This is a genomic window from uncultured Nostoc sp., assembly GCF_964247315.1.
GTDB lineage: Bacteria > Cyanobacteriota > Cyanobacteriia > Cyanobacteriales > Nostocaceae > Nostoc.
On the sequence record NZ_CAXTTT010000017.1, the window covers coordinates 18,198 to 41,225 of the forward strand.

Annotated in this window: 15 protein-coding genes; 9 read left to right on the plus strand and 6 right to left on the minus strand. The window is 39.8% G+C overall.

The window, feature by feature from the left end; genetic code table 11:
• The first annotated feature begins 37 nt into the window (after window positions 1–37).
• Together ACFE93_RS07575 and ACFE93_RS07580 are read left to right on the plus strand one after the other, a co-directional pair.
• Entirely contained in the window at window positions 38–283 is a 246-nt protein-coding gene (locus ACFE93_RS07575; RefSeq protein ID WP_375472731.1) for a CopG family transcriptional regulator, read from the plus strand.
• A gap of 367 nt (window positions 284–650) precedes the next feature.
• Window positions 651–1,037, plus strand: a complete 387-nt coding sequence (locus tag ACFE93_RS07580; protein ID WP_375472732.1) for a hypothetical protein — start codon at window positions 651–653, stop codon at window positions 1,035–1,037.
• A gap of 138 nt (window positions 1,038–1,175) precedes the next feature.
• Here the strand turns inward: ACFE93_RS07580 and ACFE93_RS07585 are convergent, their stop codons facing one another.
• Window positions 1,176–1,574: a tyrosine-type recombinase/integrase gene (locus ACFE93_RS07585; RefSeq protein ID WP_375472733.1), complete on the minus strand. Its 399-nt coding sequence runs from the start codon at window positions 1,572–1,574 to the stop codon at window positions 1,176–1,178.
• A gap of 117 nt (window positions 1,575–1,691) precedes the next feature.
• Here ACFE93_RS07585 and ACFE93_RS07590 point away from each other — a divergent pair, with 117 nt between their 5' ends.
• From ACFE93_RS07590 to ACFE93_RS07615, 6 genes are all read left to right on the plus strand, one after another.
• Window positions 1,692–2,966, plus strand: coding sequence for a hypothetical protein (locus ACFE93_RS07590; RefSeq protein ID WP_375472734.1), 1,275 nt, complete (start codon window positions 1,692–1,694; stop codon window positions 2,964–2,966).
• A gap of 86 nt (window positions 2,967–3,052) precedes the next feature.
• Entirely contained in the window at window positions 3,053–7,762 is a 4,710-nt protein-coding gene (locus ACFE93_RS07595) for a response regulator (protein ID WP_375472735.1), read from the plus strand.
• 228 nt (window positions 7,763–7,990) lie between these two features.
• Entirely contained in the window at window positions 7,991–8,626 is a 636-nt protein-coding gene (locus ACFE93_RS07600; protein ID WP_375472736.1) for a hypothetical protein, read from the plus strand.
• Window positions 8,627–8,721: 95 nt separating this feature from the next.
• The gene (locus tag ACFE93_RS07605; RefSeq protein ID WP_375472737.1) at window positions 8,722–10,911 is read left to right on the plus strand and encodes an OmpA family protein; all 2,190 of its coding nucleotides are present in this window, start codon (window positions 8,722–8,724) and stop codon (window positions 10,909–10,911) included.
• A 50-nt stretch (window positions 10,912–10,961) separates the two neighbouring features.
• The gene (locus ACFE93_RS07610) at window positions 10,962–11,486 is read left to right on the plus strand and encodes a Rab family GTPase (protein ID WP_375472738.1); all 525 of its coding nucleotides are present in this window, start codon (window positions 10,962–10,964) and stop codon (window positions 11,484–11,486) included.
• A 5-nt stretch (window positions 11,487–11,491) separates the two neighbouring features.
• A complete protein-coding gene (locus ACFE93_RS07615) occupies window positions 11,492–13,930 on the plus strand; it encodes an ATP-binding protein (protein ID WP_375472739.1) in 2,439 nt (812 codons plus the stop codon).
• Here ACFE93_RS07615 and ACFE93_RS07620 read toward each other — a convergent pair.
• Window positions 13,917–14,348: an ATP-binding protein gene (locus ACFE93_RS07620; protein WP_375472740.1), complete on the minus strand. Its 432-nt coding sequence runs from the start codon at window positions 14,346–14,348 to the stop codon at window positions 13,917–13,919. The genes ACFE93_RS07615 and ACFE93_RS07620 overlap by 14 nt on opposite strands.
• Window positions 14,349–14,498: 150 nt before the next feature.
• Here ACFE93_RS07620 and ACFE93_RS07625 point away from each other — a divergent pair, with 150 nt between their 5' ends.
• Complete coding sequence (locus ACFE93_RS07625) at window positions 14,499–15,686, plus strand: SpoIIE family protein phosphatase (RefSeq protein ID WP_375472741.1); 1,188 nt, start codon at window positions 14,499–14,501, stop codon at window positions 15,684–15,686.
• Window positions 15,687–15,728: 42 nt separating this feature from the next.
• Here the strand turns inward: ACFE93_RS07625 and ACFE93_RS07630 are convergent, their stop codons facing one another.
• The 4 genes from ACFE93_RS07630 to ACFE93_RS07645 all read right to left on the minus strand — a co-directional run bounded on the left by ACFE93_RS07630 (window position 15,729) and on the right by ACFE93_RS07645 (window position 22,214).
• A complete protein-coding gene (locus tag ACFE93_RS07630) occupies window positions 15,729–16,055 on the minus strand; it encodes an STAS domain-containing protein (protein WP_375472742.1) in 327 nt (108 codons plus the stop codon).
• A gap of 88 nt (window positions 16,056–16,143) precedes the next feature.
• The gene (locus ACFE93_RS07635; RefSeq protein ID WP_375472743.1) at window positions 16,144–16,857 is read right to left on the minus strand and encodes a PIG-L deacetylase family protein; all 714 of its coding nucleotides are present in this window, start codon (window positions 16,855–16,857) and stop codon (window positions 16,144–16,146) included.
• A gap of 88 nt (window positions 16,858–16,945) precedes the next feature.
• Complete coding sequence (locus tag ACFE93_RS07640) at window positions 16,946–18,916, minus strand: glycosyltransferase (RefSeq protein ID WP_375472744.1); 1,971 nt, start codon at window positions 18,914–18,916, stop codon at window positions 16,946–16,948.
• Window positions 18,917–19,361: 445 nt separating this feature from the next.
• Entirely contained in the window at window positions 19,362–22,214 is a 2,853-nt protein-coding gene (locus tag ACFE93_RS07645; protein WP_375472745.1) for a DUF3131 domain-containing protein, read from the minus strand.
• Between the last annotated feature and the right edge of the window lie 814 nt (window positions 22,215–23,028).

Sequence of the window (23,028 nt, forward strand, 5' to 3'; positions counted from 1 at the left end):
TCAAGAAAAAGCAACATATTGAAGATCAAAGAAAATTATGAAGAAAAAATGGGCTGTTAAACGACTGACAGTAAATCTCACAACTGAGGAAATGAAGAAACTTGAACACTACTGTACTCTCACAGGAAGACCAGCAACAGATGTAATTCGAGAATTGCTCCGAAGTCTTGAGGTTGACAATGCTGAAAACTCTGAGATGGGAACAGTAGACTCAACAATCACTGTTGGCAGTTGGTCAAAATCAGCTGAAGGGGTGACAAAGGGGCTAAAAGCAAAGAAATAGAAAAGCTATACTGACAAAGCATTAGTCTCAGAAAGTAAGCTGAATCTGACTTTTCCCGTTATCTCCTTGATGGAGCGATCGCTTACTATACCCCTAGCCTAAAGCCCTATTTTCTCGTGATTCATTGTCATTAAAATTAATTTTTTGAGAATAAGATATAGTGTGAAACCTTTGCTATTTCGTTGTTTCACGACTTAACGGGAAAAGTCAGAAGCTGAATCGGGTTAACAGGCATCACCGTGCCGAAATGGGAAAATTGTACTCTAAGAAATTTAATAAACCTCGACCGCGCAATGACACTGATCGGTCGAGGCTTTGAAAATGCACTCTGAGTGAAGCTACCATATATGCTGTTATAACTTGTGTTATGTTGCGTCGTAAGGACAATCCCCGAAAAAATCTGAAAAAAATTCTTGAAAAAAGTATTTCTGCGACGAGCAGAGAAGATTTAACTCTTCGGCTATTTAATGAAAAACGCCTAGAAAATGTAAGAAATATCATACAAGCGCGAAAAGAGAAAGGATATGTTTCTATGATGGAAAAGACGCGCAATATTTCGGGGTTTGGTATGTTAGTGATGAATACATTGCTAATCCTATCTATTACTCCGTTAAAGTCTCCCTCGATGGGATTTTTTGTATCTATTCTACTATTGACTTTGATGTTGTGGCTTACTATTGGCTTCATTCAAATTGTTCGTATTATTTCATATATGCATCTTATTGAACAGTCCATTTTTCTAAGTAACTATTGAGAAATTTTGACCTTTAGCATTTAGCATTAAAGTTTTAAATGCTTTCTTGAAATTACTAGGCTGTGGCTACAGAAAATGTAACAATTTTACTATATAAAGTTTTATTAATGCACTGATAGATTAAGTTCCCTACATTGTTCAAAAATCCAAAGCAGAGATCGCATTTTGCTTCTGCTTTTCGGTTACGCCTAGATAACGCTCTAAAGCTGCCAAAGTCCGATGTCCCGATATCTCCTGTATGTGACGCAACGGTATCCCGGCATCGCTCATTTGGGTTAACGCCGTCCTCCTGAAACTGTGGGTACTCACGCCCTCAATCAAGAGCCGCGCACAGGTATCTCGGAGAATTTTATCAGTACTAACCTTGTGAATATGTCCCAACCCATGCCGCCCCGGAAACAGAAACTCCTTACGGCGGTTAGGGTTGTACTCTTCTAAATACTGCCTTAGTTTCTGATGAACTTGGATTTCCCTGGTGTCTCGCTTGCCTTTGGTGTTAACGCTACGTAGCACTAACACGCCTCTGACACCCACCATTCCTATGTTTTAACAAGCATCGATTATGGGCATCATAATTTCAGTCCGAATACATTAGCTAGCAGCCAGAAAACTATTTGGCAGCAAATTTTTCATTTACAAATATAGTATCAACCGATGGCAGATAGTTTTAGACGTTATCTCTTTGTTTTTCGATATAGTTTGTACGCTGTATTTCTTTTGGGATGCCTACAGATTCAATTGGGAGTAATCTGTAGCGTAGGTATTTGGATATTATCAGCAGCTAAATTACAAGCAGCCCAAGCACATCAGACCTGGAAATCACCTTTAGGATTGACTGAGCAAGTCACCACAGTAAATCCTGAGTCAGCAGAGCAATACTTAAAACCACTCCCCTATAGGTTAGAGCCAACACCTATTTTGATGGCGGCGCCCGAAAACTTCAATCCTGATTTGCGATTACCGCCATCGCTACCCGAACCACCGCAGCAGAATTCTAGTCCACCAACAACTTCCACCAAACCAAAAACGCCGGATGCAGTTTTGGAAAGTATTGATACAGACTATCACTATGAGACAGACAACTTTGGCCAAACTAATTTTTTCCTTGAGCCAACAGTTCAGTTTCGATTGAGAAATGGCAATAAAATCTTTTTCAAGACAGGTTTTAACTTCTTTGAGCAACGCGGTGTTGAATCAGTAACCAACTTTCCCTTGCAAGTTGGATGGCAAGGAAAAATTGGACAAGCAACTCTACAAACAGCAGCTGGAGTCGATGTATTCAATCGTTTACCCACAGCTATCAATCTCAATGCTAAGGTGGAGGCTCCCATTTCGCCGCCGCGAGTTTCGTCATCAGGTCGATTGCTATCGGTAGTAGTACTATCAGGTAATTTAGAACAAGGACCTTATAAATCCAATGCTCGAACTTTAGACAATCAAATTACTGCTTGGCGATTTGGGCCTGATTTATACTGGCAGATTGACCGTGACACCAGCTTGTTTTCGTCATTGCGTTTGGGTAGTTACAACGATGGTAATTCCGATGTGCAGTCTTTTAGTAGATTGGAGCGCAAGTTCGGACAATTTTCTTTAGCAGCTAACTTATTCACTTGGAGTTATGATCGCGATTTAGAACGCACAAGCGGTTATTTTTCTCCACCAGATTTCCTAGTTTACAACGGTGAGGTAGCTTGGGAGGGAGATATTACTAATTTCTTACGCTGTCGCCTTGCTGGCAATTTAGGGCGGCAGCGACTTAAAGGAGAATTTGACAACGCTAATACCTATCAAACGCGCTGTACGGTAAAACTGTCACCCAGTATAGAAGCAGACTTGGGCTATAGCTTTAGTAATGTCCGCAATCAAGAAACCGGCGGAAGTACTTACGGTGGTAATTCCTTCACAGGACAGTTGCGGGTCAAGTTTTAGGAGGCAGGAGGTATAAGGCAGAAGGTAAACCCTATAAATAATCTCAAATCCAAAATCTCAAATTTAAAATGGTATAAGGCTGAAGAATGAAAGCACCATTACCTGATAACGAAACACAGCGAATCGAATCTCTTTTGCAGTATAAAATACTCGACACTCGGTCGGAAGCAGCCTTTGACGACCTCACCCGTTTAGCTTCATATATTTGTGGAACTCCCATTGCCTTAATCAGCTTAATTGATACTAATCGCCAATGGTTCAAGTCAAAAGTTGGTTTGGATGCCCTAGAAACATCGCGAGATATGGCATTCTGTGCCCATGCTATTATGCAACCTGAAGTTTTTGTTGTGCCTGATGCCACACAAGACGAAAGGTTTGCGAAAAACCCACTAGTCACTTCTGACCCTAATATTCGATTTTATGCTGGTGTGCCACTGACTAACGCTGAAGGATATGCACTAGGAACACTTTGTGTTAAGGATCGCGTACCAAGAAACCTCTCCCCAGAACAATTGGAAGCATTACGAATTTTAGGTCGCCAGGTAATTAAACAACTAGAAATACGGCGCGCTTTAGCAAGTTTAGTATTAGCGAATGATACACGCAAACAGACGCAGAAGGAACGCAAACAATTTTTTCAAAGAGTAGCTGGAGGGTTTGGGTTAGCATCGGCAATTTTAGTTTTAATTGGCGTGATTTCTTATCAAAATACACGCATATTGATTGATAATAATAATCAGGTACAAAAAACTCAAGAGAAAATCAATAAACTAGAAGAATTACTGTCCGACATGAAGGATGCTGAGACTGGACAACGCGGTTATATCCTCACTGGACAAGAAAGTTATCTAGAACCTTATCAAGCAGTAGTTGGAAACATCGATCAAAAAATTGTAGAACTAAGGGATTTAATCACAGATCAATCTAACCAACAAAAGCAGTTCGCAACCCTTGAACCTCTGATAGCTGCAAAACTTGTCATACTCAAGCAGACTATAGACCTGCGTCAAAATCAGGGATTCGAGGCGGCGTTGCAGTTAATCCAGACAAATCAAGGAAAACATCTCATGGATGATATCCGCAAGGTCATACATGAGATAGAGAATCAGGATAAAAGATTGCTCCAACAGCAGTCACAAGCTGCAAAAGCCAGTGCTAACACCACTCTTTTGACACTGGCGATCGCTATTTTTCTAAGTTTTCTGATTCTGGCTATAGTCTACTACTTAATTTCTCGTGAGGTAAAAGAGCGTAAATTAACAGAGGAAATACTGAACCAAGAACGCAACTTTATCTCAGCAGTCCTTGATACAGCCAGCGCTTTGGTAATAGTTGTTGATACACAAGGACAAATCGTTCGCTTTAATCAAGCTTGTGAACAAATAACTGGTTACTCATTTGATGAGGTGAAAGGAAGGCATTTCTGGAACCTGTTTTTACTTCCTGAACAGGTAGAGCAAGTTAAGGCAGTTTTTGAGCAGTTACGAGCTGGTGAAGGGCCCAATGAGTACGAAAACTATTGGGTAGCTAAGGATGGCAGTCGGCGGCTGATTTCTTGGACTAATACTACCTTGCAAGATCATAAGGGCCACGTTGAATACATTGTCGCCACAGGTATCGACATCACCGATGTTTACGAGGAGCTGCGCTTACGCAAACGAGCTGAACAACATCTGAAAGCTGAGTATGTCACAACCCGCGTCTTGGCAGAGTCAACCACAATCAACGAAGCCATGCCCCAAATCCTGCAAGGAATCTGCGAAAGCTTGGGATGGGATTTAAGTGAATTTTGGATGCTAAATCCGCAAGCAAATCTACTGTCTTTGCTAAATTCATGGTATAAAATTTCCTTCGAGATGCAAGAATTTGATATCCTCAGTCGGCAGACCACATTTGCACCAGGAATTGGGCTGCCTGGTCGTGTCTGGACTAGCCTTGAACCTGTTTGGATTGCTGATGTCGCTAAAGATCAAAGTTTCATCCGCTCTCAAATCGCTGCTCAAGCAGAACTGCACGGAGCTTTCGGTTTTCCGATCCGTAGTGGTAAAAAAGTTATCGGTGTCATTACCTGCTTTAGCCATGAGATCCAACAAGCTGACCTAGATTTGGCAAAAGTCATGAATTCGATTGGTGAGCAAGTAGGGCAGTTTATTGAGCGCAAGCAGGCAGAAGAACAACTCCAACGTCAAAACTTGCGATCGCAACTATTTACTGAAATCACCCTCAAAATTCGTCAGTCTTTGCAAATCAAAGAAATTTTCCAAATCACTGTCACCGAAGTTCAAAAAATTCTCCATAGCGACCGAGTTTTGATTTATCAGCCTTTGGCAGATGGATCTGGAGCCACCGTGGTTGAAGCAGTAATTTCTGGCTGGCTGGCAATTAAAGATAAAAAGCTTACTGATGCTTACTTTCAAGCCGAATACATCCAGCAATACTATCTACAGCAGTACCGTCAAAGACCGAATCTGGGGCTTGCTGACTTAGATATAGTTGAAGTCCAAAAAAATCATCTTGAATTACTGCAACAATTTGGAGTCCAATGTAATTTAGTCATACCCATTCTTGTCAAAGAAGAACTTTGCGGTTTACTAATTGTCCATCAGTGCGGCAGTTATCGCCAATGGTCTAGCTTTGAAACTCATCTTTTACGGCAAATAGCTGACCAAGTAGGTATTGCTTTAGCCCAAGCCCAAATGTTAGATGCAGAAACTCAACAGCGACGAGAACTCGAAATTGCCCGTCACCAAGCTGAATTAGCTTCTCAAACCAAAAGTGCCTTTTTGGCCAACATGAGCCATGAAATTCGGACTCCCATGAATGCTGTGTTGGGGATGACAAGCTTAATGTTAGAAACTCCCCTAAACTCCGAGCAGCGAGATTTTATGGAAACAATTCGCATTAGTGGCGATGCTCTCTTAAGCCTGATCAACGAAATTTTGGATCTGTCCAAACTAGAGGCTGGGGAAATGGCACTAGAAACTCTAGATTTTGACTTATCTACCTGTGTAGAAGAGGTGTTGGAATTATTGGCTCCCTCAGCCCATCATAAGGGATTAGAAATTGCAGGATTAATTTATAGCAACGTCCCTACCCGCCTCCAAGGCGATGCTGGCCGCCTGCGGCAAATTCTCATGAACCTGATCGGCAATGCGATCAAGTTCACCAGTAATGGAGAGGTAGTATTACGAGCAGAATTGCGATCGCTTTCCCTGACTACAGCCACGATCTATTTTGCCATTACAGATACCGGTCTTGGCATTACGCCAGAAGATCAATCCAAACTCTTTAAGCCATTTACTCAAGTAGATGCTTCCACCACCCGTAAATATGGCGGTACAGGTTTGGGATTAGCCATCTGCAAGCAACTGGTAAGCTTGATGGGAGGAGAAATGGGCGTAGAAAGTCGCTTGGGGAAAGGATCTAAGTTTTGGTTTGAAGTAACTCTTACCAAGCAACTTGAGCCTATTTCCTTAGAAGGCGAAGGCGAACTTTTGCTGAATCGGCGCTTGTTAGTAGTGGATGATAATGCTACTAATCGCAAAATCATCCACCATCAAGCTACCCGTTGGGGGATTCTAGTGGATCAGGCTGCTTCGGCTACTACTGCCCTCAAAGCTATTCAGGAGGCTGCCAAGCAAAAAAATTTCTATGACATAGCTGTGATTGATATGCAGATGCCAGAAATAGATGGCATGACTTTAGGAGAACAAATTAAGGCAAATTCAGCGATCGCTGGGCTACCTCTGATTATGCTTACCTCTACTAATCAACGCGATGAAATCCAGCGATCGCTAAAAATAGGATTTGCAGCTTATTTAGTCAAACCTGTTAAGCCGTCCCGACTCCTCGATACCATCATGACTATTTTAGGAACGCAGCTAGAAGAAGAGACAGAAGTCAAAATTCAGGAGTTAGAAGTCAAAAGTCAGAATTTAAAACTGAAAAATTCTGAAAACAACCGCAACTATTATTCTCCTAGCTCCCCCAAACTTAGAATTCTCTTAGCCGAAGATAATTTGGTGAATCAGAAAGTTGCCTTGAAACAACTCCAAAGTCTGGGTTATAGTGCTGATGTCGCTGGTAATGGAAAAGAAGTTTTGCAGCTGTTAGAAAAAATTCCTTATGATTTAATTCTGATGGATTGCCAAATGCCAGTTCTCGACGGTTTAGAAACCACAAAAGAAATTCATCGTTGGCAAGAAAGCTACTTTGCCAGTGGTTATCGTCCTGTGGTAATTGCTATGACAGCTAATGCCATGAAAGAAGACCAACAAATGTGTTTAGATGCCGGAATGGATGACTATTTAAGCAAGCCAGTAATAAAAGAAAAATTGGCGGGAGCACTAGAGCGTTGGGGAAATGTGATATTCGAGGCAAAAGAAACAGCTGCCACAGAGCAGATTTTTACAACAGATGTCGGTTCAGTTAACCTCCCAATTGATTGGGAACGCTTACACCAACTCTCGGAAAATAACCCAGAATTTGAATTGGAACTACTGCAAATATTTGTTGAGGATATTCAACCTCGTCTAGAGTTAATTAAAATAGCGATCGCAGATCATGACTTTGAGCAAATAGCGCTCCAAGGGCATCAAATTAAAGGTGCTAGTGCCAATATGGGAGTTACAACCATGCATCTGGCAGCAGAAAAACTAGAACAACTAGCGATAAACCAAGAGCGTCGAGGTTCTAGTAACTTAATCGTAGAGTTAGAAGACTTTATTAAACGCATCCAAGATTTTTTGAATTGTAAAGAGAATAACACTACAACCGAAAATAATAATATTTATTAACAAATTAACGGTAGCACTTTTTTCTAAGTAAGTTATGAAAAACACTTATTTTCCATTTATCATTATTCATTTCCTCTTTTCCAGATAGAAATTGTGAACAACTGGGAATAATAACAAAGTATATTCGGTGAGTTAGCTGCATCATAAGCTAAGAATTTTTAGCCTAAATGTCAGTTAAATGCATCACCTCTTATTCCCAATTGATTCCTGAAAAGCGAGGTTTTCCTAATGAGTCAGATGAGTAGAGACGATGTACGAGAAAGACTTGGCAATATCGATCAGATCCGCGATATTATTCTTGGAACACAGCTAAGAGAGTACGAAAATCGATTTGGCAAGCTGGAATCAGATATATCTCTCCTGCAACAACAGACGCGATTGCATGTCGAGCAACTCAAGTCCAACTTTTCTGCTGAACTAAAAGCGGGGTTTGAGTCCCTGGATAAAAAGCTGAAGTCATTTAGCCTCGCAACTCAAGAAGAAACTCTTGACTTACGGCAACAGGTTGATAGACTTAATAAAAAGTTTTCTAGCAGCGTTCAGTCGCTTGATGAAACCTTAGATAGCCAAACTACTTCGATTCGAGATGAAATCTTTCAAACTAAAGTTCAATTACAAGATGATGTCACAGCATTACGCGATCTGATTTTAGAAGAAGTAGAGCGACGCTTCTCGCAGTTAACAGACACTAAAGTTTCTAAAGACGATATGGCTGAAACTTTGTTTGCCTTAGGAATGCGTCTCAAAGAAACTGAATTTATTCCCAAATTGCGAGAAGCAGCCAATGAACGTAGCGACGAATATACTGCTGTACCACTTCTAGAAACTACAAAGTTGTCAAAAGTAAGTGTTAACTCACTCTAACAGTACGGCGGAATTACATTCGTAATCAAGTCAGAAGGTAAATAAAAATGAGGGAGATAATAACTTATAACTCCTAACTCAGCACTTTAAAAAGGATGACTCAGGTGAAAAATTCGATTTCTCAATCTGCTGATTTAAAGCCAGAAATAGCTGTACAGCTTGACAACTTGCTGCATTTGCTAATCGAACTCAAAATTATCGAATCACCTGAGCAGTCTTTTCCTTTATTACCATTAGAAACTGATAAGAAAAATGAGTATATTCTAGAAAAAGTTGAATTATTGCAACTTCCTCCAGTGACATTAGAAGTATGTGAAGCTTATTTAGAGTCAAATTTTAATTTGACTCAAGATATATCTAATTACTCACAAACTCCTCAAGAAGAATTAGAGGAAACTATTGAAATAGTTACATTTGAGGAAAAGTTAGATAACTCAGAGGATGCATTGCAAAAATTACGGGAAATCTTAATCGGATATGAGTTAGCAGAAATAGATAATATTACAGATAAAATCGAACAAAAATTAACAAAGATAGAGCATCAAATTTACGAACCTAATGAGCTAATAAATCTACTACTACCGTGGGTTTCTGAGCTTTTAAAGCTGAAGATTACAGAGTCGAGAGAGGAAATTGTCCAAATAATTGCTCCCATTATCGATGAGACTATCCGCAGTCGCACTGAACAAAATAAAGTTAGCATGAGTGAGGCGATCGCACCTGTAATTCCTCTAGCTATTTCCCAACAGATTATTATAGCTCCAGAAGAAGTTTCAGATGCGATCGCTCCGGCAATGGGACGAGCTATAAAAAAGCAAATTGAAATTGAGCAGAATATTGTGGTGGATGCACTCTACCCAGTTATTGGTAGTACCATAGCCAAATATATGGCAGAGACAATCCGTGCCATTAACCGACAAGTTGAAGAAACCCTCAGCATTGAAGGCTTTAAACGTAAAATTCGTGCCAAGCTACAGGGAGTTTCAGAAGCAGAATTAATTCTTAAAGAAGCTCTACCATTTACAATTCAAGCTATTTTCTTGATTCATAAAGCATCTGGTTTAGTTATCTCAAATATTCAGCATTCTGATGCAGAGCAACTTGAAGCTGAAATGGTAGCAGGAATGCTGACAGCAATTCGCAGCTTTGCTAATGATTGCATCAATCAATCTGGAAGCATAACAGAATTAAATGCAATTGAATACGGAACATCAAAAATAATTTTAGAAGTTGCAGGATACTGTTATTTAGCGATTGTTGTGCGCGGAGAGCCAAGCAAAAACTTTATTCAAAAAATGCGACAAGTCTTTAGCACAATTATTAAAAAGTATGGCGATTTAATTGAAAAATTTGACGGTAATTCAGATTTAATTCCTCTTGAAGTTCATACACCTCTAGAAGAACTGAAATATACAGGTATTCAGGAGAAAAAGAAAACAAAAATCTCACCGCTACTAATATTAGGTTTAACAGTTATCAGTACCATTATCATTCCTTGGGGTATTTGGCAATACCGTAGTGGAGTTATACATTCCATTGAAAATCAAACTTCGTTAGCTCTAACTTCTGTTCCAGAACTAGCCGTATATCGGCTAACTGTAAAAGTAGAACACAACAAATTAAAATTAACAGGACGATTACCTAATCAACTTCTTCGCCAGAAAGCCGAGCAAACTGTCAAAATCACCTCTCCTAATTGGGTGATTGACAATCAAATTTTATTAGTAGAAGTACCAGCAGACCCCGTATTAGCTGCTGCTGAAGTCAAACGAGTCACAGCAGTTTTAAATCAGACTGACGATATAACAATTTCCGCTCAATACATCGCTGGTAAAGTAACTGTTGAAGGAACTGTCAACCGAATTGCAGATGCTCAGATTATTGCTAAGGCATTTGAACAAATTCCTGGTGTAAAATCTGTGTCTAGCGCGGTACGAGTAGAACCCCCACAGATTGAAGTTCGATTTTACTTTCAACTCAACTCAGCGAGTTTAATGAAAGCAGATACAGCGCATAAGATTCAACAGGTTAAGTTTTTCCTTAATCAACACCCAAATAAGCATTTAAAAATCATTGGTTATAGTGACCGTACTGGCGGGAACAAATCTCAAAAATTGGCACTGGCGCGAGCAAAGGCTGTACAACAAGCACTGATTAAATTAGGCATTGAGCCATCTCGCCTACAGATCATTGGTAGGACAAATTTACCACCAGGAATTGATGAAACTCAACCCTTGTGGTTAAGCCGCTGTGTTGCTCTAGAACCGATAAACAAGCAATTTTAAGTTTCTAATAGCGATGATTTTGCTCAAACATTTTCTAACTTTCTTCAACTATGTCTACAATCTCTAAAAAAATATGTTTATTTGGTGATTTTGGTGTTGGTAAAACTAGTCTGGTTCGTCAATTTGTAGAGTGTCAGTTTAGTGATGAATACCTTTCAACTGTAGGAGTAAAAATCTCTCGTAAATTGGTTAGTGTTTCCGAAAAAAATCTACTTATTGAACAAAAATTACAGTTAATAATTTGGGATATTGAAGGCAGTAATAAGTTTAAGGCAGTTGCTAACAATTATTTTCAAGGTTCTAAAGGTGCTGTGATAGTCGGTGATGTGACACAAGCAGAAACGCTCAATCATATCCAGGAGCATATTCAAACTTTTTTAGCTGTTAATCCCAACAGCTATATTGTTGTTGCACTGAACAAATCAGATATGATTGCAGCCGAATATTTAGAAAAAGTTCGTCAAATGTATCAATTCACCAATCAAGCTAATATATTAGACACTTATGTAACTTCAGCGAAAACTGGCAATAATGTTGATAAAATATTTCAAACTTTAGCCACTCGTTTAATTTAATTAAGATGAATTCATTTTTGACAAATTTATTATCTGTATGTGGTATTGAATATTTGATAATTGATGATAACTTCAAGATTGTAGAAATGTCTTTGGGATTAAATCATTTTGCCAATATTTCTAATGAAGTAAAGCTCGGTCAGGATGTTCGGATTGTGTTTCCTGAATTAGAGGGACTTGAAGATATTTTTGATGCAATTTTACAGGGAGAACAAGATAATTTTGAATTAAAAGGAATTATGCGATCGCCAGATACAGCTTCTCCTTTGTATATTGATATTCGTATTACTAATAATATCCAAGAAGACCATTCCAGCAATCGAATAACCATCGTTGTCGAAGATGCTACAGAACGGATGGTACTTGAGCAATCTTTATTTCAAGGTGCAAATGAAGCAAATCTTTTGCTACGTAATTTAAAAGCTTCTAAACAATATATTGACCAAATTGTGACATCAATAGCAGACGCATTGTTAGTGACAACACTATCAGGCGAGATAAAAAAAGTGAATTATGCCGCACAAATTTTATTGCAATATAACGAAATAGAACTCATCGGTCAACCGATCGCAAAAGTTATTAGAGAAGTCAATAAGTATCCATTGATAGTTGAAGATACTGATATATCCCACAGTCAAGACATAAATCCTTTAGTAAAAGAAGTAGAAACCGTTTGTTATACCAAAAGTTGTAAAACAATTCCCGTAGCTTTTTCATCCTCAATCGTAAAAACAGAAATTGAACATTTTCAAGGTTATGTTTACATTTTGCGAGACATGACTGAACGAAAGCAGGCAGAACTTGCTAAACAGGAATTTTTAGCGATGATTAGCCATGAGGTTCGGACTCCGATCGCATCGGTAATTGGTATGGCCGGTTTGTTGCAATATACTGAATTGACTGCTGAACAGCAAGATTTTGTTGAAACTATTTACACCAGTGGAAATTCTTTACTGAAAATTATTAACGATTTCCTTGATTTCTCCAAAATACAATCAGGTAACTTGGAACTAGAAGAGGAGCCTTTTGGTTTGCGAAATTGCATTCATGAGGCTTTTTATATGCTTGCACCTACAGCTAAAGAAAAAGGTTTAAAACTCACATTTTTAGATACTCCTGAACTTCCTACTACGATTGTCGGGGATATTACCAGACTGCGCCAAGTCTTGATTAATTTAATCAGTAATGCGATTAAATTTACCGAAACTGGAAGCATAGAAGTTTCAGTTATAACCCGCAAGAATAGCAATATTAATCATTCTTGTGCTGCAAATACTGACGAAATTCAGTTTAGTGTTAAAGATACAGGCATCGGAATTCCACGCGATCGCCTTGAACGCTTATTTAAAGCCTTCAGTCAAGTTGACTCCTCCATTACTCGGCAATATGGCGGTACTGGCTTAGGTCTTGCTATCTGCAAGCAACTGTGTGAGTTAATGGGTGGCAGAATTTGGGTTGAAAGTAAGCTTAATGCAGGTAGTACATTTTACTTTACGATTGCCGCTTCTGTTATTCCAGAGGAGTCAGTAGGGGCCAGTGCGGTCTTCTCCCAACAGGAGATAGCAAAAGCGAAAGCGATCGAGTCTCCCCAAGTGGAGCAACTGGCGTTCATAAGTCAGAAGTTATTCAGCATCCCCGCGTCTTCTTCCCCGTCTCCTGACCTACATAAATTAAAAATTCTTTTAACTGAAGATAATCTGGTGAATCAGAAAATAGCTTTGAAGCAACTCAAAAGTCTGGGCTACAGTGCTGATATCGCTAATAATGGGAAAGAAGCGTTGCAACTATTAGAAAAAATTCCCTATGATTTGGTTCTGATGGATTGTCAAATGCCGATTCTCGACGGTTTGGAAACAACAAAACAAATTCATCGTTGGCAAGAAAGCAGCTTTGCTAGTGGTCGTCGTCCCGTGGTAATTGCGATGACAGCTAATGCGATGAAACAAGACAAACAAATGTGTTTAGATGCCGGCATGGACGACTATTTGAGCAAGCCGGTGATGAAAGAAAATTTGGCCACGATGCTGGAGCATTGGGGAAATGTGATATTCAGGGCAAAAGAAACAGCTGCTACAAAGCAGACAGTTTCTACAACAAATGTCGGTTCAGTTGACCTTCCAATCGATTGGGAACGCTTGCATCAACTTTCAGAAAACAACCCAAAATTTGAATTGGAACTACTGCAAATGTTTGTTAAAGATATTCAACCTCGTCTAGAGGTCATTAAAATAGCGATCGCAGCTCATGATTTTGAGCAAATAGCGCTCCAAGGGCATCAAATTAAAGGTGCTAGTGCCAATATGGGAGTTACAACCATGCATCTGGCAGCAGAAAAACTAGAACAACTAGCGATAAACCAAGAGCGTCGAGGTTCTAGTAACTTAATCGTAGAGTTAGAAGAGTTTATTAAACGCATCCAAGAGTTTTTAATTAGTAGTCATTAGTCAGTATATTCTTACTAATAAATAAACAGTAACGATTATCTACTGTCGGCTCATAACTCAATTTGTCGGCAATGGTGGACATGATTTTTAAACCCCGCCCGCGCTCTCGATCATTATCCTCAAATTCAGATGTTTGGCGCAATTGCTGTTCTAAGTTAAATGGTTTGCCTTGAGACCAGATGCGAATTTCTATGTATTCATCTAGCCGCACAGCTTCCATCTCAATCGGAGTTTCAATAGGTAAATTTTTGTGGGCATGTTCAACAATGTTAGTAAAGCCTTCCATCATCAGCGTTTGACATTGCCACCAAATTTGTTTATCGAGAATAGGTGGTTGATTCATTTGCTCGAACCAAGACAAAACTTGAGGTGAAGCTGTCAGGTCTGTATTGACTTTGAGATAAATTTTATGATTCACTTCTTAACTAAGAAAATATTTTGAAATCATCATATTCGTTAATTAGTTTATTTAATTTGAGTATTTTTACTATACATGAAAAACTAAATTGCATATAACTTAAATTAAAGCAACTATTTATCGAACATTTTACTTAATAAATTGTAATTTATGTTTAAAATTCTGGTTATTGATGATGACCCGACAGTGCGAGCAGTACTGAAAAGTACACTCCAAAGGCAGGGTTATGAGACTACTGTAGCTAGCAATGGTGAAGAAGGAATTAGACAAGCACAACTGCTACATCCCGCTCTAATTATCTGTGATTGGATGATGTCCCAAGTAGATGGGCTAGAAGTGTGTCGTCGAATTAGAACAGATCCACAGTTAGCAACTACTTTTTTTATTCTATTGACGGCTAGGGGAGCAGCACGAGGAGAAGAGGAAGATAGAGTTAGGGGACTTGACGCTGGAGCGGATGAGTTTATCTCCAAACCGATAGAGATGAATGAATTGAAAGCACGGGTAAGAGCAGGACTAAGGTTACACCAGCTAAATCAGGATTTACAAAGTCAAAAGCAAGCTTTGGAGACACTAAATCAGGATTTGCAAACTCAAAAGCAAATTTTGGAAGCAGAATTAGCTGAGGCCGCTGATTATGTGCGATCGCTTTTACCCTCACCGCTTATAGGAGCAGTAACTACAGAAAATCTGTTTATTCCTTCAGCACAACTAGGAGGTGATTGCTTCGACCATCATTGGATTGACGAGGATCATTTGGCAATTTATTTGTTAGATGTATCAGGTCATGGAGTGGGTTCAGCTCTCCTATCGGTATCGGTGTTGAATATTTTGCGATCGCAATCTCTACCGAACACTAACTTTTCTCAACCAAGTGAAGTCCTAAAAGCCCTCAATCATGCCTTCCAAATGAGTAAGCACGGTGATAAATACTTCACAATCTGGTATGGAGTTTATCACCGCCTTAAACGTCAACTCATTTATGCCAACGCCGGACATCCACCAGCTTTACTGTTATCTAATACCTCCACGAACAACATCGAAGTTAAACAGCTAACTTCCTTAGATTTACCAATCGGCTTTTTACCTGAAGTTCAATTTGAGGATGCTGTTTTTCAAGTTAAAGAAAACAGCACTTTATACATCTTTAGTGATGGTGCTTATGAAATTAATCAGTCAGATGGCAAAATTTGGGGGATCGATGCTTTCATTGACTTACTAACCAAATATAGTCAGAATACCTATAACCTCAATCAACTTTTAGCAAAGATTCTCACCTTAAATACTCAAGAGAATCTTGATAATGACTTATCTTTAGTAAAAGTTAACTTTGGTTAGAATAGTCAAATGTGCATACTTAAACTTTGATTAATTAACAGCTTATTGTGTTGTTAATACTTGGCGATAAAATTCATCTTTATCAGCAAAAGTCTGAAAAATTCTATCCATTTTAGTTAATTCAAATAACATTCTGACTTGATCGCTTATCGAACAGACAAACAGTTTACCGTTAGCAGTTCGTACCATTTGCATTGCTGATACTAAAGCACCTAAACCAGAGCTATCAATAAACTTTACTTCTTTCATGTCGAGCAACAAAATATCGGCTCCGTTTGCCAGAATACCGCTAACTTCACGACGTAGTTCGTTACCTCTAATACCATCTAAAATTCCAGATAATTCTAGTACTTTTACATTCAAATTCATGGTTTTGTTTTCCGATTATTTGGCTTGAAAACTATGTAGTTATATTTTGGCATTGACCTAATTAAACCGCAATAGATAAAGTCTACAATTAGCTTTGTTTTACTATTTGCTGATTACTATTATTTGCTATTGCAGTAAAAAAGCTAGCATCAACCCATTGCCGAGAAATTTCAAAAGCTTCAAAATAGCCATCTTTCTGACCTAACTCTCGTGCCCAAAAGCGAGACAGAACAAGTATGGCATCAAGTTGCATAAATGCTTTATTTAACTCTGATTCATAACAACCGATAGCTGCGACTTTTTCCTCAATTACAGAGGTGATATTCACAAAAAAGTTGGGTTCAAAACCGCGCAAAAAAACAGGTGGTGCTGAATACCACAAAGGGATATTTTTGCGGGTAGCAACATTAGAAACTGCGATCGCACACACTTCATGATCTCTATGTCCATATTTTTCAGGTTGTGGTGCGTGAGTAATAATCAGATCCGGTTGCCAACGTCCAAGAGCTTCTTCAGTAACTTTAATCACTGCTTGTGTTGAAAAATTGCACTCCTCAAGTGCATGAAACTCGTAAGTTGCGCCGATGATTTTACCAGCTGCATCTGCTTCTTGATGACGTGTACCTTTAACAGGCGAACTAGAAAGACCACCATCAGTCAAAATTAAGCAACGAACATTCCATCCTGCTTTGGACATCAGACTGAGAGTACCAGCAGCAGGTAGAACTTCATCATCAGCATGAGCATAGATTGTTAAGACAGTTCGCTGACCAAAGTTGTTTGAGTCTGAATGAGTGTTCATAGCTGTTTTCTTTCTAAATTAGATTTGCAATTCAGCTGTCATGAGTTATTTATTCACCTGCCCTTTTCCAGTTTTCCCTGCTAGCCTCTTAAGCTTCTTTTGGGGGCTGCCAAACAGATGCGCGGATGATAGCCCACAAAAGTAATAAATTATAGATAGCCCATGCACCATTAAGCAGGTGAACCTCAGGATTATTTAAATGGCCAATTGCAAATTGGTAAAGGCTCCAGAACATCCCCAAGATGGTAAGGATAAAAACAACCAACTGCGGCCAAACAAGCCGGAGATAAATCCCGGATTGCCGTTGCTTAGGTGTGACTTGAAAATTGAGTTTTTGTCCTGTGAATACACTCCATACGGCTTGGATTAATAAGGGGAATAAAGCGATCGCATATTGTTCGGAGCGCCATACTTCTCTAGCTGGAATGCCCCAAGTAGCTGCAAGGAAAGTCAGACGGTTAATAATAAAAGCTGGAAAAAAGTGTATGGCAAAGTCAGACCCGTAGGTTTTAACTGGAACAATGTCCGTAAAAAAATAAATAATTGGACAAGAAATAAAAACCAGAGTTGCAAAACCAGAGAAATAACTATACATCGTCTTGAAATATTGCAACCTTTGCCAAAATGTTAGCCCTGATTTTGTCAGTGGATTTTCTCTCACTAGTACTTGGATAGTTCCTTGTGCCCAGCGTAGCCGCTGTTTCAGAGTAGAACTCAGATCGTCTGGCGCTAAACCTTCTGCCAAAAGTTCATTGTGATAAATAGATTTCCAGCCAGCACTATGCAGACGCATGGCTGTATTCATATCTTCCGTAATGCTATTACTGGATACCCCACCAACTAAATCAAATTCATCTAAACGTTTTTCATCTTTAGCAAATTCATCAGCAAAATTTTGCAGTCCTACACTAACTAATGCTTCACGTCTGAGGATCGCATTTGTGCCCGTATAGAACGCAGCATTCATGCCATCTTTACCTTGTTGAAGTGGGCCATAAAACAAATTTGCTCGATGTCCAAAAGGATCGCCTGAAGGAATATTGTAAAAATCCTGGCGGGTTTGTACAAAAGCAATTTGATTCTGGTCGTATTTTCCTGTTGAAAGATTATAGGTGTAGAAATAAGGCAGAACTCGCTTGAGAAAATTTCGCTTGGGAATGTGGTCAGCATCTAGAGTAACAATAAAATTTCCTGACGTTTCTCCAGAAAAAATTGCATAATTGATGTTGCCTGCTTTGGCATGATGTGCTACACCAGGCGTCTTCGGACGAGCAATGTAGCGAAAACGAGCAAGTTCAACTAGTTCTAGTTCTTTTTTGTGAATAGCTTCTTCTAAAGCTTTGCGTTCGGAAATTAGGCGATCGCGAATACTTTGATGAGTCGGAGGTAGCCAAAGAATCAGCGATCGCAAACTTTGTACAAATTCAGCCGCAGGCTGGTTCACTACTGATTCTGATAATGTTTGCAGCCATTGTTCGACAGCTAGAGTATTAGGCGTCAGATTTTCCAGTTGCTTCAAGCGCTCTAACAAACAAGAATGTTCTGCATCAATCCGTTCCGCTTCTAGCTGTAATTGTGGTGACTGCAAATCTTCAATACACAATCTTTCTGTCATCGCTCGCATATCAGCCGAGTTACCATCATCCAACACATAAACGCGTAACTTTGTTGGCGGGTAATCGATTGTCAGAGCAGCTTTGGCAGTTTCTTCGACAATTTCCGGCGGCTCATTGTAGCAAGTGACAAACACATCCACTGTTGGCCAGTCGGATCTGGGTAGAGGTGGGGTCATCTGATCGAGAGACTTAATCTGTCTGACTAAAGGTCGCCACAACCCAATTACAAACATTACGCCACCGAAATAGCTGTAAATCTCTGCTATCAGCAAAGGAATCGAGATCCAGAGAGCATCAAAATTGATGGAATGGGTGACGCGCCATTGTAAATACCAGATACCAAAAATTAAATTGATTTCTGCCAGGTAGCGAAATAACAGCGTTCTTTTTTTGAGTAATGAGCGGCTGTTACCAGAAAAGTTTGTCAGAGAAACTGAAGTCATCTTAGTACTCAATAGTTAATGTATCTGCATCCTCATCAAAATAAGTATTCCCTAGTTAAATTTGTGACTAACAAATTTTCCTCGATCAATTCAAAATTAGCGTTGCTCAATTGATCTATGAATCTGGATGTAGAAACGTAGCATTGCTACGTTTTTACAAAGATTTTGGTATTACTAAGAGTTATGCAAAGCTACATATTGTATAGGCAATTCATGAATCATTGGTGTAAACTTCAGCTGAAATCTTCTGACTGCATGAGTTTTACCCTCACCCCCAGCCCCTCTGCCAATTTTGGGAGAGGGGAGCAAATTCTCTATTTCCCCTTCTCCCATATTGGGAGAAGGGGTTAGGGGATGAGGGCAATCCTAGAACGCTTTATCTAACCTGAAGTTGACATAAAAGTTCATGAATTGCCCCTACCTGAAAATCAGGATTTTGGTTATGTTATTTTATGCCAGTTACTAGGTGAGTCTTTTCACTATCTGAAACCCAGTAACTTCCAGAACTATCAGAAGTTAACTTGGTTTGTTGTGTGGCGCTGTTTGGTAGACCTCGCCCAGAATCTCCCTTAGTAACTGTCTGCCACCAAAGGGAGTTCATAGTGGTAATCGGACGAATTAAGGGTTGTCGATTTGTCACATTGTATAGCAAGGATTGCAAAATCATACTGTTGGTGCTGCTGGTGAAACCAACTGCTGTTTTACCTGTGGTTTCATAGAAGCCCTCATAAAATCCAACTAATGGATTATATAAGTCAGTCGTTCCTTCCTGTAACTGTTGACTATACTTATTGTCTGGAAGCAGGGCATTATAGGCAAAAGCTACTGCTGTACTTACCAATCGCCCCTTTGGTAGAGGTTTACCGTCATCTCCTAAAGCTACCCAAGACTTCCCTTGTCCAGTAATTGTACTGTGGATAGTGTAAGGTTTACGATCGATTAAGGTGGTGGCTGAGGCTGTGAGGGTGCCAGTGCGACGGTAACGTTCAGCTTGTGCTTGAAAAATTGGTTCAAAGAGCGATCGCATTTGTGGATCTAATCCAAACTCCAATGCATAGAGTACAAAAGGATTACTAACTGTGTATTGGTTTTTGGAATTAGTATCTGTGCGATGGCGTTGAATTGGGACTTTCAAGCCCTCCACTGAGGTAGTTTGATATTCACCCCCAACAGCAGAACGATCGAGATTAAACCCCCATAATTGAAAAGCACGAGCAGCATATTCCTCATAACCCAAGCGAGTTTCGGGGTTAACGCGGGTCAGATATCGCCCATCTTGCTCTTTGGTAACGGTGGCACTAGAAAGAATACCTTCGCGCACCACACGCAAGTATGACCAATCCAGCACAATTTTATCTACGGCAGCCGTATATTCTGGATGACAGCTTTTTAAGTTGTACAGCGCTGCCAGCATTCTACCCAAATCTAAAGCTGACCAACCGTTTCCTTCTGGAACTAGATTTCCACCATAATCGACTGGTTGGAGAGTTCTGGTATCATAACCTCGACTTGGCAATTCTCCAGCAAATAACGGTAACTTTGTCAAGGCTGCTAATAGATGGCGGGTGCGCTGGTCAAATTCTTTGGGGATAATTGTATCGAGCGATCGCGCCGCATGAAGTGCTGCGAGATAATCTCCCAATCCCCAAAGGGTTGCACCTTTGAAATCACTGCGATCGTCTATCAGCCCACTTTTGGAATGATAATTTGCTTGAAAGTATCGCCAAGCCGCCTCTGCATAGCGCCGTTCAACAGGCGTCAGTGGTCGATCTAGTTTTAGATTAGATGATGGCTGGGGACTATCCACTGCTGGAATAGGTGCAACGGTCACTTCTGTAGGTTTAGAAGTATCCGCAGGGGTTGCGATCGGAGTCTTAACATTAGAATTCGGTTGATTTGCAGGTGTTGCTGGAGAAGCATTTTCACTCGGCTTACCAGTAGAATTCGGTTGATTTGCAGGTGTTGCTGGAGAAGCATTTTCACTCGGCTTACCAGTAGACACGCTTGCAGAAGTGGAAGCAATTAACGGGTGATTTCCTCTAGCTTTGTAATATAAAATCTCCAAAATTAGCCCATTAGTATTACCTGTCAAAGCTTTATTGGGTTGTTTGGATTCTTCATATAAACCAGCATAGTAACCACTATCATCAGGACTGCGGAGATCCTTGACAGCATCAAAAACTTTTTGAGCATAGGCATTATCGGGAAAAAGATAGTGCCAGCCAAAAGCAGCTTTTGTACTGATGCTGCGAAACTGGGGATAAGGTTGATTGGCATCGGTAATAGTTGCCCAATTTGCACCGTTGGCGTAAACGGTGTTGTAGAGAAAATAAGGTGCTTGGTCGATATTATCTTCTGTTAGCGCAGTTAATTGACCTGTGGTATCAAAACGCCGTTTTTGCACATCTAAAACCCTGGCAGCAAAATCAGCTAACTCACCTTGCAAGCCAAATTCAATCCCATCAAGGATGTAAGACTCACTCACAACGTAATTATTAACGTTGGTACTTTGAAAGTCACGGCTATCAACAGGAATTTGCACACCATTAATTTCAACTAACTTAAACGGTTCTAAAGCAATAGCCTTGGGTGCTGAGAAACCCCAAAGTTGATAACCTCTAGCGCCGTATTCTTCGTAGCCGAGTCGTCCCTCTTGCACTAGTAAGGTTTTCTTGTCAGGGAGAACAGTAGCGCCAAAAAGTTGTCCATCTTTGAGCGATCGCGCCACCTGCCACTTCGCTACAATTCCTTTGAGCCAATTATTATATTGAGGATGACAGGTACGGATAACATCAAACGCAGCCAGTATTCGCCCAACATCCAAAGCAGACCAACCAATACCCTGTTCTAATGGATTGTTGCCATAATCAACCATCTTTGCGGTAGCTGCGTTATAGACTTTATTGGGCAAAGCATCTTCAAATAACTTCAAGCTGTTGAGAGTCGTCAAAAACTTATTGAGGCGGGAATCAAAGTCTGCTTGATCGGTAAGATTCAACCATCGTGCAGCATTCAATGCCATCAGGTAGTTACCCATATCCCAGAGTGTACCTGAAGGATAACCCCCTGTAGAATTGGTAAATCCCGTTGCTGGCTGATAATTTTTAACAAAATACTGCCAAGCAGCACGAGCATAAGTTTGTTCTTCAGATGTGAGCGGGGTTGTAATATTGCTACAGCTATTGGAATTTTGGGATAAGACTGGTGTCGGGATGTAAAACAATAATTGCAGAAATGTTCCAATTAGGAACAATGCAATCCATCTCAACAGCTTTTGTTGATGGTGCTTGTATAGCATAAGCAAAGAAGGAGTTAAGAGCACGTCTGTACAGCTATCGATAGAGTCGAGTATCGCTAGTGAATGATATTCGCAAAAGTTCTAAATATCAGGGTGAATTACACGGAAATTTTGTATATTGTTTCTTTAAACAGAGTCTGTATACGGAAAAAGTTTATATTTTGCCCAAAAAGAAACCCCAGTCAGAGTTTTAAACATTACTTTTGATTTTTGTTTTCGGAGAGTGACAAAAGCGGGGTATTTTAAATATTTCCACCACAGAGATGCCACCTTTGCTACCCAAAGTGAATATTGTAAAGGACTTACGCAAAAATCTCTATAACTCTTATTTCTCCGTGTTCTCTGCGTCGCGCCAGTTGCTTCAAGTCGGGAAACCCGCCCAACGCACTGGCTTCTCTGTGGTTCGATTTTCTGTTACTTGTGCGTAAGTCCTGTTGTAGATATTGCAGAAGCTATCCATTCTTCTGTAGGCAACATTGATAAGTTGCTAGTCCTGTAGAAAATCAAGATAGCGAAAATGGAAGCCGGAGCGATCGTAGCTAATATCAAGTCCGGTTAAAGACTTATCATTAAGGCAGCAGAAGGGCAGAGGGGAAGGGTTTTTTGGGTTTCTGTATAGATTCGGGAATCATAACTAATTGGCCGGACTTGATATAAAATACTCAAAATTTTTTTAACTAAACGGTTTAGTATAAAATAGTTGTTAGTAAATTTTTGACTTAATAATGACTAATAATTTCTTGAGAAGTTACGATAAAATCACAATCGAATTTCAGTTGAGACATTTCCTTCTAGGGAAGTAAAAGCATCAAAT

Bases quoted from the DNA above. Each gene is read 5' to 3' on its own strand.
- ACFE93_RS07575 (WP_375472731.1), top strand. From the start codon at position 38: ATGAAGAAAAAATGGGCTGTTAAACGACTGACAGTAAATCTCACAACT.
- ACFE93_RS07580 (WP_375472732.1), top strand. From the start codon at position 651: ATGTTGCGTCGTAAGGACAATCCCCGAAAAAATCTGAAAAAAATTCTT.
- ACFE93_RS07585 (WP_375472733.1), bottom strand. From the start codon at position 1,574: ATGGTGGGTGTCAGAGGCGTGTTAGTGCTACGTAGCGTTAACACCAAA.
- ACFE93_RS07590 (WP_375472734.1), top strand. From the start codon at position 1,692: ATGGCAGATAGTTTTAGACGTTATCTCTTTGTTTTTCGATATAGTTTG.
- ACFE93_RS07595 (WP_375472735.1), top strand. From the start codon at position 3,053: ATGAAAGCACCATTACCTGATAACGAAACACAGCGAATCGAATCTCTT.
- ACFE93_RS07600 (WP_375472736.1), top strand. From the start codon at position 7,991: ATGAGTCAGATGAGTAGAGACGATGTACGAGAAAGACTTGGCAATATC.
- ACFE93_RS07605 (WP_375472737.1), top strand. From the start codon at position 8,722: ATGACTCAGGTGAAAAATTCGATTTCTCAATCTGCTGATTTAAAGCCA.
- ACFE93_RS07610 (WP_375472738.1), top strand. From the start codon at position 10,962: ATGTCTACAATCTCTAAAAAAATATGTTTATTTGGTGATTTTGGTGTT.
- ACFE93_RS07615 (WP_375472739.1), top strand. From the start codon at position 11,492: ATGAATTCATTTTTGACAAATTTATTATCTGTATGTGGTATTGAATAT.
- ACFE93_RS07625 (WP_375472741.1), top strand. From the start codon at position 14,499: ATGTTTAAAATTCTGGTTATTGATGATGACCCGACAGTGCGAGCAGTA.
- ACFE93_RS07630 (WP_375472742.1), bottom strand. From the start codon at position 16,055: ATGAATTTGAATGTAAAAGTACTAGAATTATCTGGAATTTTAGATGGT.
- ACFE93_RS07635 (WP_375472743.1), bottom strand. From the start codon at position 16,857: ATGAACACTCATTCAGACTCAAACAACTTTGGTCAGCGAACTGTCTTA.
- ACFE93_RS07640 (WP_375472744.1), bottom strand. From the start codon at position 18,916: ATGACTTCAGTTTCTCTGACAAACTTTTCTGGTAACAGCCGCTCATTA.
- ACFE93_RS07645 (WP_375472745.1), bottom strand. From the start codon at position 22,214: ATGCTATACAAGCACCATCAACAAAAGCTGTTGAGATGGATTGCATTG.